Origin of the sequence: Acinetobacter sp. AC1-2, assembly GCF_016124155.1 — a bacterium.
GTDB classification, from domain to species: Bacteria; Pseudomonadota; Gammaproteobacteria; order Pseudomonadales; family Moraxellaceae; genus Acinetobacter; species Acinetobacter calcoaceticus.
Genome location: NZ_JABFFO010000001.1, coordinates 34,324 through 49,994 on the forward strand (window position 1 = coordinate 34,324; position 15,671 = coordinate 49,994).

Below are 15,671 nucleotides of genomic sequence, written 5' to 3' on the forward strand. Positions count from 1 at the left end.
AATTCTATATATGGGGAATAGAAAAACATTCTAAATGTTTTATCATTTTAAAATAATATTAATGGATACATAAAAATTTTTAACTATATAAAAAGCCGTAATTTTTATGCAGCTATAATAAGGGTTTAGTGTTTTATGATCTTTAATAATATTTTATAAAAATGAGTGTCTATTTTACTTAATATTTTAGAAAAACTTAATAATTATTTAAAATTTCATGGTGGAAAAATGGTACAAGTATCATTAATGGCAAATACTGCTTCAAAAAATAATACAGTTGATATTAATGTAGGCCAGACAAAAAATATTGTAGTAGATCCTAAAGAAATCGCGAAAATCGATATAAGCCCAGAAAAAATTGCCTCAATAACAAGAGAGGGAAATAATGCAATTATTCATCTAAAAGATGGAACTGAAATTGTTTTAGAAAACTATTTTATTAGCGAAAATCCGCAAATTCTTTTAAATGAAGGGCAGAGTTATTGGACTGCCAGTTTAGGTGAAGATGCTACCGGACAGACTACTGTTAATTATTTAGAAGTAAAAGATGCAGCAAAGTTTATAGACTCATCATCTTCTGTACCTTTCTGGACTGGGGTGGCCAGTGTTTTGGCTGGTGCAGGAACAATTGCTTTATTGTCACGGAAAGATCCTAAAGACACGACCCCTCCTGAGCCAGGTAATTTGATTCTCAAAAATCTTTTGGACTCAGGGGCCTCAACAACAGACCAGATCACTCAAGATCAAAACTTCAATTTAAAGATTGAAGGGCAGGAAAGTGGCAGCCGAGTAACGTATTTGGTTTCTACTGATGAAGGAAAGACTTGGCAAGAAACAACAGTACCTCAAAAAGATTTAGCTGACGGAAGTTATCTTTACAAAGCTGTAGTAACCGATCGGGCAGGAAATGCTTCGGAAACTGCTATACAAAAAGTCATTGTGGATACTAAAGCGCCGAAAGCAGGTGAACTGACTTTATCTGATTTGAGTGATACAGGTGTTTCGACAACCGACCAGATTACGCAAGATAAAACTTTTGATTTAAAGATTAGCGGACAAGAAGTAAATAGCCAAATCACTTACTGGATATCGAAAGATGAAGGAAAGACTTGGCAGGTAACAACAGCTGATCAAAAAGATTTAGCTGATGGTGTTTACCAATTTAAAGCTGTGGTGACAGACGTTGCAGGGAATAGCTCAGAAACTGCTGTCCAAAAAGTAGTTGTGGATACTAAAGCACCGCAAGAAGGTGAATTAACTTTATCTGATTTGAGTGATACAGGTGTTTCAGCAACAGACCAGATCACACAAGATAATAGTTTTACTTTGAAGTTGGCTCAACCGATTGTGATTGGAGAACAAGCAGCTTTACTAGATCATTATGAAATTTCTAAAGATGAAGGAAAGACTTGGCAGGAAACAACAGCTGATCAAAAAGATTTAACGGATGGTGTTTACCAATATAAAGCTGTGGTGACAGACGTTGCAGGGAATACCTCAGAAACTGCTGTACAAAAAGTCATTGTGGATACTAAAGCGCCGAAAGCAGGTGAACTAACTTTATCTGATTTGAGTGATACAGGTGTTTCAGCAACAGACCAGATCACACAAGATAATAGTTTTACTTTGAAGTTGGCTCAACCGATTGTGATTGGAGAACAAGCAGCTTTACTAGATCATTATGAAATTTCTAAAGATGAAGGAAAGACTTGGCAGGAAACAACAGCTGATCAAAAAGATTTAACGGATGGTGTTTACCAATATAAAGCTGTGGTGACAGATCTTGCAGGGAATACATCAGAAACTGGTGTCCAAAAAGTAGTTGTGGATACTAAAGCACCGCAAGAAGGTGAATTAACTTTATCTGATTTGTCCGATACAGGTGTTTCAGCAACAGACCAGATCACACAAGATAATAGTTTTACTTTGAAGTTGGCTCAACCGATTGTTATCGGCGAACAAGCAGCTTTACTAGATCATTATGAAATTTCTAAAGATGAAGGAAAGACTTGGCAGGTAACAACAGCTGATCAAAAAGATTTAGCTGATGGTGTTTACCAATATAAAGCTGTGGTGACAGATCTTGCAGGGAATACATCAGAAACTGCTGTACAAAAAGTAGTTGTTGATACAACGGCGCCGAAAGCAGGTGAACTAACTTTATCTGATTTGAGCGATACAGGTGTCTCAGCAACGGATCAGATTACGCAAGATAATAATTTTACTTTGAAGCTGGCTCAACCGATTGTGATTGGAGAACAAGCTGCTTTACTAGATCATTATGAAATTTCTAAAGATGAAGGAAAGACTTGGCAGGAAACAACAGCTGAACAAAAAGATTTAGCTGATGGTATTTACCAATTTAAAGCTGTAGTAACGGATCTTGCAGGGAATACATCTGAAACCGCTGTCCAAAAAGTAGTAGTAGATAATTCTTTAAATATTCAAGCAAGTACAGTAACTGTTAAACCAATTACCGAAGATAATAAGATAAGTCTAGTTGAAAAAGATCAGATTATTTCGATAAAACTGGAAATCGATAATCTACCAACAGATTTAAACAGTGCTCTGACTACAGTAAATACTACCTTAAATGATGTTCTTTATAACTTTTATTTTGATGAAGCAACCCAAGAATGGGTTGCCGAAATTCCAGCAGATCTTCTGTGGTCAGAACAGTTGGAAACTAATATATCAGTTGATATTAGTCTTACTGACCAAGCTGGCAATACAGCGATTATTCAACAGGTACATAGTTATAGTGTAGACCATACTCCAAATTCGCCAATACTAGATTCTTTAACTTTCAACAATATAGATGGAGCTATTATTTCAGGTAGTGGTTATAAAGGAAGCAAGATTGATATCTACAATAAAAATGGTGATTGGCTTGCAAGTACAATAACTAATGATGATGGTAAATTTACTCTACAAGACCTTTCAATTAGTTCAAATCAAGAAGTTTATGCCGTCGCTACTTATAATGGATACAGCAGTGAAAATTCATTAATTGGTCTAGTTACTGAAGTTCCAGCTCTTAGTATTTTACGAATTAGTCCAGAAGGTGTAATCAGCGGTTATGCGACTGAAGGTAGTCATTTTATTGTAAAAGATCAGAATGGAAATATTCTGCAAGAGTTTAATTCGATTGCATTTGATAACTCTGGTATTACTCCATTTAGTGTAATGACATTAGGTGAGGTAAGACCATTTACTTTGTCCCTCGATCAGCCCTTAGAGGAAGGTACTCAAATTATTATCTCTACAGATAAAGATAATGTTTCAGGCCATCCACAATATATTACCGCAGACTATACGCCCGCAGTATTTTTAGAAACTCCACAATTTGATATCAGTGGCGAAACCTTATCAGTACATGTCAATGAACCTAACAGCCTTATTCTTGTGTTTTCCGGAACAGGAAATCTAATTGCTAACGGTGTTACAGATGAACAAGGCTTTGCAAGTTTACCTGTGTTCCAATTTTTAAAAGAAGGTGAGTCGGTTACCGTACAAGTAGTAGATAAAAATCAAAATACGAGTGAAGCGCTAATCGAAGTTCCAAACTTTGCTTATATTCCATATGTTGAACGTATTACACAAGAAGGCTTAATTTCTGGGTTTGCTGAAGATAATAGTACGGTAATTGTGCGTGATGCTGACGGTAATGAATTAGGAAAGGTTACATTAGGTGATGACAATAGTTGGAATGAATTTAGTCATTTTAGCTTGAGTGTAAACCGTCCTTTAATTGATGGAGAGCAAATTTCCGTTCAAATTATTGATAATAAAGGTCTGATGAGCCCTGAGCAGAATATTGTTGTAGATCTGACTCCTCCACCTGTTCCAACAGATTTAAATTTCAATGATGCTGGCGATTTAGTTTATGGTCATGCAGAACCTTTCTCTGAAATTTTAGTTAAAGATGGACAAGGAAACATTCTTAATAAATGGTTTTGGAATAACTGGACCGACGAGAGTGGAAGTTTCTCGATAGAATTAGGTATGTTTTTAACTAATGCTGAGACAGTTTATGTCACGGCTACAGATGTAAATGGAAATGTAAGTTTAGCAGCGCAGATACAGGCACCTAACTATGCTTTTGCTCCCTATGTAGATAGCTTTACTTCAGACGGAGTGATAAGTGGGCAAGCTGAAAATAATAGTACTCTCATTGTTAAAGATGCCAAAGGTGAAGTCGTAGCTGAAATTAAAGTCGGTGAAGATAATGGCTGGAATGGATCAAGTTATTTTAAACTCCAACTTGATCGCCCTCTTGTTGATGGTGAGCAGTTGTTCTTATCAATTAAGGATGCTCGTGGACAAATAAGCACCGATACTGTAATTACCGCTGATACAGTTCCTCCTACACCAGCCAGTAATTTAGTTTTCTCAGAAGATGGTTCATATCTTACGGGTGTAGCAGAACTGAATACTACGATTCAGGTTTTTGATCATAATGGTCAGCCATTGAATATATGGAATAATACCGTCAACTCGGACGGTACATTTACTGTTTTCTTAGGTAGCAATAATTTACATGGAGAGGCATTCACGGTCACTGTTAAAGACCAAGCTGGAAATGTGAGTGAAGCTGTTTCAATTAAAGCTCCACTTGATGATATTGCACCGGATCCAATTAAAAATATTTTACTTGATGCAAACGGTCAAAACTTTACAGCACAAGCGGAAGCAAATAGTCAGATTGAAGTTTTTGATTCATTGGGTAATCAGACGGGTTGGGGCTCTACAGATAGTGCTGGTAATGCTTCTGGTTCTTTCAATCAAACCTATTTACATGGTGAGGAACTCACTTTTGTTGTCATAGATCGAGTTGGTAACCGCAGTATCGAATTTAAGCAAAATGCTTTAATTGATACCATTGCACCAAATGCGATTGAAAATATCATCTTTAACGAAAATGGCCAAAGCTTTACAGCTCAGGCAGAAGCTGGAAGCTCTATTGATGTATTAGATCAGGCTGGAAATAAGATTGGTTTTGGCTATACCGATAGCTCAGGTAATGTATCTGGTTATTTTCAGCAAGTTTACTTACATGGTGAGGAACTTACTTTTGTCGTGATTGATCGAGCGGGTAACCGTAGTGCAGAGGTCAAGCAGAGTGCTTTGAATGACGATGCCGAGCCAAATCCGATTGAAAATATTGTATTCGATATCAATGGTCAGAACTTTACAGCTCTGGCCGAAGCAAATAGCCAAATTGAAATTAAAAATACCAATGGTGACGTCATAGGTTATGGGGCAGCAGATAGCACAGGCAATGTTTTTGGTTACTTGTATCAGGTCTATTTACATGGAGAAGAATTAACTTTCATCGTTGTAGATCGAGCGGGTAACCGTAGTACAGAAGTTAAGCAGAATGCTTTGATTGATGATATTGCACCAAATCCGATTGAAAATATTGTACTTGACTCAAATGGTCAAAACTTTACAGCACAAGCGGAAGCAAATACTCAAGTTGAAGTTAGAAATGCTGCAGGTGAGGTCGTAGGTTCTGGTTATGTAGATGGCGCTGGTAATGTGTCAGGTTATTTATATCAAGTCTTTTTACATGGAGAAGAACTCACTTTTGTTGTCGTTGACCGAGCGGGTAACCGCAGTGCAGAGATCAAGCAAAACGCTTTAACTGATGATGTTGCACCAAATGCGATTGAAAATATTGTACTTGATGCGAACGGACAGAACTTTACAGCTCAGGCAGAAGCAAATACTCAAATTGAAATCAAAAATGCTGCTGGTGAAGTCATAGGATATGGTTCAACCGATAGCATGGGCAATGTTTCAGGCTACTTATATCAGGTTCATTTACATGGAGAAGAAATTACTTTTGTTGTAATTGACCGAGCTGGTAACCGCAGTGCAGAGGTTAAACAAAATGCCTTAAATGATGACATTGCTCCGAATGCGATTGAAAACATCATTTTCAATGAAAATGGTCAAAACTTTACAGCGCAAGCAGAAGTAAATACTCAAGTTGAAGTTAAAAATGCTGCGGGTGAGGTTGTAGGTTCAGGTTATGTAGATAGTGCTGGTAATGTCTCAGGATACTTGAATCAAGTTTATTTAAAAGGTGAGGAACTCACTTTTGTTGTGATTGATCAAGCTGGTAATCGCAGTGTTGAAGTAAAACAAACAGCCTTTCTTGATAATACTGCACCAGAAAATGCGACTAATTTAGTATTTAGTGAAGATGGCTCATATCTAACTGGTATGGCTGAGCCAAATGCTACGATTCAAATATTTGATCAGAATGGTCAATTGGTAAATCAGTGGAATAATAATGTTAATTGGGATGGAACATTTAACATCTCTTTATACAGTAACTACTTGCATGGCGAAGAGTTTAAGGTAGTTGTAGTAGATCGGGCTGGTAATATGAGTGGTGGGGTTACTGTAAAAGCACCGCTTGATGATATTGCTCCCGCGGCTGCAAGTAATCTTACATTCAATGAAGATGGTTCATCCCTTTCTGGTGTAGCTGAGCCAAATACCTTCATCCAGATTTTTGATCAAAATGGTCAGCAGATGAATACGTGGGATTATAGTGTAAACGCTGATGGTACATTCACTATTTCTTTCGGTACTTACAATTTACATGGTGAAGAGTTCACAGTCACTGTTAAAGACCGAGCTGGAAATGTGAGTGAAGCTGTTTCAGTTAAGGCTCCATTTGATGATATTGCGCCAAATCCGATTAAAAATATTGTACTTGATACGAACGGTCAAAACTTTACAGCACAAGCGGAAGCAAATAGTCGGATAGAAATCACAAATGCTGCTGGTGAATCTATAGGATATGGTTATGCAGATAGCACTGGTAATGTGACGGGTTACTTCTATCAAGTGTATTTACATGGAGAAGAATTAACGTTCGTTGTCGTAGACCGAGTAGGTAACCGTAGTGATGAAGTGAAGTTAAATGCTTTGATGGATACTATTGGGCCAAATCCGATTGAAAATATTATCTTTAATGAAAATGGTCAAAGTTTTACGGCACAAGCAGAAGCAAATAGTTTTATTAGTGTCAAAAATGCTGCGGGTGAGTTTGTCGGTTATGGTTATGTCGATAGCACTGGTAATGTGACAGGTCAGTTCAGCCAAGTTTATTTAAAAGGTGAGGAACTCACTTTTACTGTTATAGATAAAGCAGGTAATCAAAGTATTGAATTTAAGCAAAATGCTTTGATTGATGATATTGCACCGAATCCGATCGAAAATATTATACTTGATATTAATGGACAGAACTTTACAGCACAAGCAGATGTAGATAGTCGAATCGAAGTTAAAAATAATGCTGGTGAAATTATAGGCTCTGGTTATGTAGACAGTGCGGGTAATGTCTCAGGCTCCTTTTATAAATTGTACTTAAATGGAGAGGAGCTTACTTTTGTTGTCGTAGATCGTGCTGGTAACCGTAGTGCTGAAGTGAAGTTAAATACTTTAGTTGATGACGTTGTACCAAATCCGATTGAAAGCGTTATTTTCAATGAAAATGGTCAAAACTTTACAGCACAAGCTGAAGCAAATAGTCAGATCGAAGTTAAAAATACTGCTGGTGAAGTTGTAGGTTCTGGTTATGTAGATAGTGAGGGTAATGCTTCGGGTTATCTATATCAGGTTTATTTACATGGAGAAGAACTCACTTTTATTGTAATTGATCGAGCAGGCAACCGAAGTGTAGAAGTTAATCAAAATGCTTTAGTCGATGATGTCGCACCAGCAGCAGCTACAAATATTACGTTAACGTCAGACGGATTGCTTTTGGGTGAGGCTGAGCCAAACTCAACTATTGAAATTATTGATAAATATGGTGCAGTTATCACAACAACTGATGTTGGGTACGATGGCACATTTAATCAATGGATCAATTTGAGTCAATATCAGACACAAAATTTAAGTATCGTTGTCAAAGATAAAGCTGGTAACCGCAGTGAAGTTGTTCATGAAATAGTGCCTGTATTTACCAACTCACCAATTGCTGCAACAGAGCTAAAATTGGATGTAGATGGCCATATTTTGACAGGGAAGGCAACAGCGGGGATGATGGTTGCTGTAACATCAGTCAATGGTCAGAGCATTAATTGGTTGTGGGACAGTACAGTGAATGAGGATGGTAGTTTTAATATTCAGTTAAATGACTATTATTTAAAGGGACAGATATTACAAGTTCGAGTTTATGACCAGAATACGAATCAATATAGCCCCATCTCTGAAATTATTGCGCCTTTAGACAATATTGCTCCAGTAATTAATGAGGTGGTAATTAACAATGATGGATATGGTCTTACTGGACACACTGATTCAAAAGCAATCATTCAGTTAATGAATGCAGATGGGAGTTTACGAACAGAGTTCCAAACGGATGAAGATGGATATTTCAATACTAGTATTTATACACCTATATTACGTGGAGAGCAGTTATTTATCACAGCAACGGATTTAGCTAACAATATAAGTATTCCATTTAATATTACTTTTAATCCAGACACTAATGCACCACCATCAGCAGATCATGTTGTGGTATCTGAAAATGGTTTCTTTATTGAGGGAACTGCTACACCAGATAGTAGTGTGCGTATTTTTGATATACATAGTAATCCTATTGCCAGTGGTTATGTAGATGAAGTGGGGCATTTTAATATCCAGTTATACCCACCTCAGGCGAATGGACAAACTTTACGCGTTGTTGTAGAGCAAAATGGCTATCAAAGCGTTTATACAGAAATTAAGGCACCTATAGACACTGTCGCACCAAATGCAGCAACTCAGCTTGTATTAGAGGACGGAAATATACTTTCAGGGCAAGCGGAAGCATATTCAGCAGTTAATATTTTTGATGCTAATAATAATTTAGTTGGTCAGACTACGGCTGGAAGTAGTGGTACTTTCTTGGCGCAATTATGGTCACAATATTGGCATGGCGAAACATTGACGGTAAAAGTAGTTGATACAAATCAAAATGTAAGTGTGGGTACAACGATTATTGCTACAAATGATACAACAGCACCGAAAGTGGTCACCCAGCTTGCCATAAATGAATGGGGTAATTGGCTGGTAGGACATGCCGAAAGCAATGCTACTGTTGAAGTCACTTATTATTTTGCTGATCAAGAACCTTCTGTAACGAGTACTACGGTCATGGCAGATGGAACTTTCTCTACTTATATGTATGGGAATGCAACATCATTTGACTTTACCGTTATTGATCGTGCTGGAAATCGTAGTGAAACTATCAGTAAAGCAATTAATGATTTAACTACAATCACTGTTGATCAGTTTAAAGGTGATGCTACGGATAATACGTATGTAGTTGATCATATAAGTGATTTTGTTCAAGAGTATGTAGTTGCTCTTGTTGAAGTATTTGAGGATGTCTGGATAGATACAAGTCATTATGAGGAGCAATGGGTAGCTTCTGGTTATACTGATTATATATGGGTAGATACAAGTCATTTTGAGAATGTTTGGATTGACACAAGTTACTCCCAAGATATTTGGATTGATACTAGTTATTATCAAGATGTATGGATCGTTGATGGCACAAGAGACGTCTATACTGATCAAAATGGCGTAAATTACTATTTGGATGATGGTTCATATAATCAATATGTTAATAGTTATTATGATTATAATTTAAATCAATGGCAGTCAGGATATGGACTAACGGGTCCTTATACTGAAGAGATTGGACATTTTGAACAACAGTTCGTTCAAGATGGACATTATGAGTCTCAATGGATTGAGCAAGGCTATTATGAGCAACAATATGTGTTTGATGGTCATAATGAAGAGACTTGGATTGATACAAGCCATTATGAAAGTATTTGGGTCCAAAATGGTTATTTGGAACCTCAACTAGTTGGGTTTGATTATAAGGATGTGGATTTAGGGGGACACGATAAAATTATCAGTTCTGTTAATTACAGTTTGGTTGGTTTATATCAAACAGTAAATGATCCCACAACTGTAGATTCGTTTTTGGAAAGCGGTCGTTATGTGGAAGACTTGGAACTGGTTGGTTCTGCTCATCTGAATGCAACAGGCAATGCTTTAGAGAATCTTTTAACAGGTAACTCTGGGAATAACGTTTTGAATGGGCGTGAAGGTAACGATACCTATATGACTAATGATGGTGCTGATACTATTTTGTTTCAATTGCTAAATAGCCAAGATGCGACTGGCGGGAATGGACATGATACGGTATTAGACTTTACTTTAGGTGATGTAAGAACTGACCTCCAAGCTGACAAAATCGATTTAAGTGAACTATTAATTGACTATTCTAAAGATGTGAGCACATTGGCGAAATTTATTAGCGTAGAACAATACGCTGGAAACACAACTATTAGTCTTGACCGAGACGGTGAAGGTACAATGTTTAGTAGTATTTCATTGATTACTTTGAATCATGTAAATACAACATTGGATGAATTGTTAAATAACCAACAACTTGTTGTTTAATATTGTTATTTTTTTTAATAAAAGGGGCTATGAAAATAGTCCCTTTTATTTTGTGCTTTAAATTTAATAAAAACTCTTCACAACCTGTTAAAAAATGACCAAAAAAGATAAGTTTTTTTTCATTTTCCCCTTGAAGCGTTTTTTTTCATCCCCACAAAAGTGACATCTAAATATTTTGTTATTGCTCTGGATTATGGCAATAACGATTAATCAAAAAGACTTAGTCTGGTGGAGTTAATTATGAGCAACATTCGTCCATTACATGATCGCGTTGTAATTCGTCGCGTAGAAGAAGAAACCAAAACTGCTGGTGGTATTTTACTTCCAGGTTCTGCTGCAGAGAAACCTTCGCAAGGTGAAGTAATTGCAGTAGGTAATGGTCAAATCACTGAGAATGGCGTACGTGCTTTGGATGTTAAAGTTGGTGACAAAGTATTGTTTGGTACTTATGCAGGTACAACAGTGAAAGTAAGTGGTGAAGAACTCTTAATCATGAAAGAGTCAGATATTTTAGCTGTGTTGGAAGGCTAATCAATCCATAACTCAATCCATTATCAGATTCAGTATTTAAAAAGATTCGGAGTTTAATATGTCAGCTAAAGACGTAAAATTTGGTGATTCAGCTCGCTCAAAAATGATTGCAGGCGTAAACGTACTTGCAGATGCTGTTAAAGTGACTTTAGGCCCTAAAGGTCGTAACGTTGTTATTGACCGTTCTTTCGGCGCTCCGCACATCACAAAAGACGGTGTAACTGTTGCGAAAGAAATTTCATTAAAAGACAAGTTTGAAAACATGGGTGCTCAACTTGTTCGTGAAGTTTCAAGCAAAACTAACGACATCGCTGGTGACGGTACGACAACTGCAACTGTACTTGCTCAAGCAATTTTAAATGAAGGGATCAAATCTGTAACTGCAGGTATGAACCCAATGGATTTAAAACGTGGTATCGATATCGCAGTAAGAACTGTAGTTGAAAATATCCGTTCAAACGCAAAACCTGCTGATGATTTCAAAGCGATCGAACAAGTTGGTTCTATCTCTGCAAACTCTGATACTACTGTTGGTAAACTTATCGCTCAAGCGATGGAAAAAGTAGGTAAAGAAGGCGTAATTACTGTAGAAGAAGGTTCTGGCTTCGAAGACGCATTAGACGTTGTAGAAGGTATGCAGTTTGACCGTGGTTATATCTCTCCGTACTTTGCAAACAAGCAAGATACTTTAACGGCTGAACTTGAAAACCCGTTCATCCTTCTTGTTGACAAAAAAATCGGTAACATTCGTGAATTGATTTCTGTTTTAGAAGCAGTTGCGAAAACTGGTAAACCACTTCTTATCATCGCTGAAGATGTTGAAGGCGAAGCCCTTGCTACACTTGTTGTAAACAACATGCGCGGCATTATCAAAGTATGTGCTGTTAAAGCTCCTGGCTTTGGTGACCGTCGTAAAGCAATGCTTCAAGACATCGCGATCTTGACTGGCGCAACTGTTATTTCTGAAGAAGTTGGTATGTCTTTAGAACAAGCGACTCTTCAAGATTTAGGTACTGCACACAAAATCACTGTTTCTAAAGAAAACACTGTTATTGTTGATGGTGCTGGTGATGCAGCTGCAATCGCTGAGCGTGTTCAACAAATCCGTGCTCAAATTGAAGAGTCTTCTTCAGAATATGACCGTGAAAAATTACAAGAACGTGTTGCTAAATTAGCTGGCGGTGTTGCTGTAATTAAAATCGGTGCGGCAACTGAAGTTGAAATGAAAGAGAAGAAAGACCGTGTAGACGACGCACTTCATGCAACTCGCGCAGCAGTTGAAGAAGGTGTTGTTGCTGGTGGTGGTGTTGCACTAGTACGTGCTGTAAATGTATTAGACAACCTAAAAGGTGCTAACGAAGATCAAACTGCGGGTATCAACATTTTACGCCGTGCAATCGAAGCTCCACTTCGTCAAATCGTTTCAAACGCAGGTGATGAGCCATCTGTAGTGATTAATGCAGTTAAAGCTGGTGAAGGTAACTTCGGTTATAACGCTGCAACTGGCGAATATGGCGATATGTTAGAAATGGGTATTCTTGACCCTGCTAAAGTAACTCGTTCTGCACTTGAACACGCTGCTTCTGTAGCTGGTTTAATGTTAACTACAGAATGTATGATTACTGACATTCCAGAAGATAAACAAGCTGTTCCAGATATGGGCGGTATGGGTGGTATGGGCGGGATGATGTGATAACGCATCAACGCTTTAACTAAAAAAATCCCTGCAAATGCAGGGATTTTTTATTTTACGTGATTTTAAGAAATCGTTAAGTTCAATAACTTATATTAAAAAACAGGAACAGCAGCTAGAAGTTCCTCTTTGTTACAGCCATGCTTATTTACTTATAAGCATGGTTTTTTTTATCCTAATAAAATGAACAACCATGTAATGGCAATGATAGAAAGTGCAACAAATTGAGCAGCACTTCCCATATCTTTTGCATTTTTAGAAAGTTGATGTTTTTCAAGAGAAACTCGATCAACCACTGCTTCAATAGCTGAATTGAACAGTTCAACGATCATTGCAAACAAACATACAATAATGAGTAAGACATGTTCACTGCGGGTTACATCAAGAAAAAAACTGACTGGAATTAAAATAAGATTAATAAAAACAATTTGACGGAAAGCTGCCTCATTTTTATATGCTGCTTTAAATCCGGAAATAGAGTAGCCCGTTGCATTTAATATGCGCTTAAGACCAGTTTTGCCCTTATAAGGAGAATAGCTATTCATTTACTTATATTTCTGACACATTTCATGCATTATACAATTTGGGTCTTAAAAAATTATTAAATCTTTTTTAAAGATTTTGACTTTATAACTGAATAGAGAAGAAGAGATGAAAAAATTATGTGTAGCTTTGGGTCTTGCATTTTGTAGCATGCATGCAACGTATGCCGAGCAAGCTCCTACCCAACAAGTACCGGGTTATTATCACCATCAATTTGGCAAATACCGTGTAACCTCTTTGCTCGATGGCACGATTTATTTAAATCCTAACTTGTTTAAAAACTTAAATCAGACTCAGAAAACTAAAATATTAACTAAATATGCTGCTGTGAATGAGAAGGGTATTCAAACTTCGGTTAATGCATTTTTAGTAGATGATGGCAAAAGTTTGACGCTTGTAGACAGTGGCGCAGCAAGTTGTTTTGGCCCACAACTTGGTTCGATTGCAAAAAATATTGAATTGGCAGGTTATCAACTGGCAAATGTAAAAACAGTATTGCTCACGCATTTACACCCAGACCATGTATGCGGTATTACTCAAAATGGAAAAGCTGTATTTCCAAATGCAACCGTTTATGCACATGAACGTGAGGCTGATTATTGGTTAAATCCAGCTTCTGAAAAAACAGTGCCAGCAGATAAAAAAGAAAGTTACTTAGGTACTGTGAAAAATGTAAAAACTGCTCTTGCTCCATATCAAGCAAAAAAAACATTTAAGACATTTAAAGATGGTGATGTCATTCAAGGCTTTGAAGTGATCGATACACGTGGTCATACGCCTGGTCATCACAGCTTTCGCTTAAAGAGTAATGATCAGCAAATTATTTTTGTTGGAGACATTGTTCACTCACATTCTTTGCAGTTTGATGCTCCAAAAACAGGAGTGGATTTTGATGTGAATTCTGAGCAGGCGATTAATACCCGTTTAAAAATGTTCGCTGAAATTTCAAATAAACAGCAATGGGTCGCAGCACCACATTTACCATTTCCAGGCATTGGTCATGTTTATAAAGTAAACGCTGAGCAATATCAGTGGATCCCACTTTATTTTGATAATGTCGTAGAGAAATAAAAAAACAGGGCATTTATTGCCCTGTTTTTTTTATTAAAAACTTTAATTATTTTGCGGCTTTTTCATAATTAATAACGGCTTCACGGCCAAGTGCTGGGTCATCTGTAAAGACTCCATCAACACCCGCTTTGAAATATGCTTCAAACTCTTTTAAAGCACCAGATGGGCAGCGCTCAGCTGGTTTATCTTGACTGCATTTTAAAGGCGCTGGTAAAAAATTATTTTCTGGACGGAAAGTATAAGGATGTACTTTTAAGCCAGCCGTATGTGCATCAGAAATAAATGAAGTCGTTTGAACTGAGCCATTGTCATTAAAGTTCAGAATATAGCCTTTACTTGGTCCTACACCATTTGCGTATTTAGCCACGTCTTTTAAACCTTGTGCTGTGGCTAAATCGGCATAAGTTTTAATTTCGCCAGATTCAACAAAGTCGGCTGGTTGTGAAGTCTTAGCATCATATAATTGAATGATTTGTGCATGTTTAATCGTTTTATGAAGGTCGAGCTGATCTTTTAGATATTTTAAATTGCTGACTTCAAAAGACTGTAAATAGACAGGTGCAATGTCACGCGTATATTTATATTTAGCTAAGGTTTTAAGAAGAGTATCTTCCATTGCCAGTTTCTGGTTTTTAAAGTAACTCGGATGTTTAGTTTCAATATATAAACCAATAATTTTTCCAGTTTTCTTATAATTTGCTTCAGCCAGCTCAATCACTTGTTCTAGAGTTGGAACTGGGTAGAGGTCATTATAAGCTGTGTTTGCTGGTCTGAACTCTGGAATACGTTCACGCGCTTTAAGTTGCTGTAATTCACTTAAAGTGAAGTCTTCTGTAAACCAACCTGTTAAGTCTTTACCATCAATATTTTTTGTTTTTTTACGGTCTGCAAACTGGCTTAAAGTACTTACATTGGTTGTTCCGCCAATCTCATTTTCATGGCGAGTAACCAATACACCATCTTGTGTTGAAACAAGGTCAGGTTCAATAAAATCTGCACCATCATCAATGGCTTTTTGATATGAAGCTAAGGTGTGTTCTGGACGTAAAGCGCTAGCGCCACGGTGTCCTATCACTAAAATTTTAGGAAGTTGATATTCTGGCGTAGTTGGTGTGTTTTCAGTTTTATCATCGTCATTACAACCAACTAAGCCAATTAAACTTAAGCATAAAATTGCTTTTTTAAACATAATTCTACTCATATTGTTTTAGTTGAAACGGCTCTAGTCTGCTCATTGAACTTGACGTGATCATGAAGAATTCATGAATTTTCAGTGACACTTGTTAAAGTCTTCTTTATGGGTTTGTAGGAAATAATCATTCCTGCTTTGTTTTTGTCCTAATTGCATTTA

The 15,671-nt window shown here is 37.1% G+C and carries 6 protein-coding genes; 4 read left to right on the forward strand and 2 right to left on the reverse strand.

The features are described from left to right. The first annotated feature begins 228 nt into the window (after positions 1 to 228). The 3 genes from HL290_RS00165 to groL all read left to right on the forward strand — a co-directional run bounded on the left by HL290_RS00165 (position 229) and on the right by groL (position 12,706). Positions 229 to 10,482 carry an Ig-like domain-containing protein gene (locus HL290_RS00165; protein ID WP_198495267.1) on the forward strand — a complete coding sequence of 3,418 codons (10,254 nt, stop codon included), beginning with the start codon at positions 229 to 231 and terminating at the stop codon, positions 10,480 to 10,482. A gap of 240 nt (positions 10,483 to 10,722) precedes the next feature. Beyond that, on the forward strand, positions 10,723 to 11,013 hold the full coding sequence (gene groES / locus HL290_RS00170) for a co-chaperone GroES (protein ID WP_002120604.1): 291 nt from the start codon (positions 10,723 to 10,725) through the stop codon (positions 11,011 to 11,013). 58 nt (positions 11,014 to 11,071) lie between these two features. Further along, entirely contained in the window at positions 11,072 to 12,706 is a 1,635-nt protein-coding gene (gene groL, locus HL290_RS00175) for a chaperonin GroEL (protein WP_045429266.1), read from the forward strand. A gap of 170 nt (positions 12,707 to 12,876) precedes the next feature. Here groL and HL290_RS00180 read toward each other — a convergent pair whose 3' ends face one another. Next, positions 12,877 to 13,251 carry a diacylglycerol kinase gene (locus HL290_RS00180; RefSeq protein ID WP_056481643.1) on the reverse strand — a complete coding sequence of 125 codons (375 nt, stop codon included), beginning with the start codon at positions 13,249 to 13,251 and terminating at the stop codon, positions 12,877 to 12,879. Between the two features lie 106 nt (positions 13,252 to 13,357). Here HL290_RS00180 and HL290_RS00185 point away from each other — a divergent pair, with 106 nt between their 5' ends. Then, on the forward strand, positions 13,358 to 14,320 hold the full coding sequence (locus HL290_RS00185; RefSeq protein WP_198495268.1) for an MBL fold metallo-hydrolase: 963 nt from the start codon (positions 13,358 to 13,360) through the stop codon (positions 14,318 to 14,320). Positions 14,321 to 14,366: 46 nt separating this feature from the next. Here HL290_RS00185 and HL290_RS00190 read toward each other — a convergent pair whose 3' ends face one another. Then, positions 14,367 to 15,509: a glycerophosphodiester phosphodiesterase gene (locus HL290_RS00190; RefSeq protein ID WP_198495269.1), complete on the reverse strand. Its 1,143-nt coding sequence runs from the start codon at positions 15,507 to 15,509 to the stop codon at positions 14,367 to 14,369. Between the last annotated feature and the right edge of the window lie 162 nt (positions 15,510 to 15,671).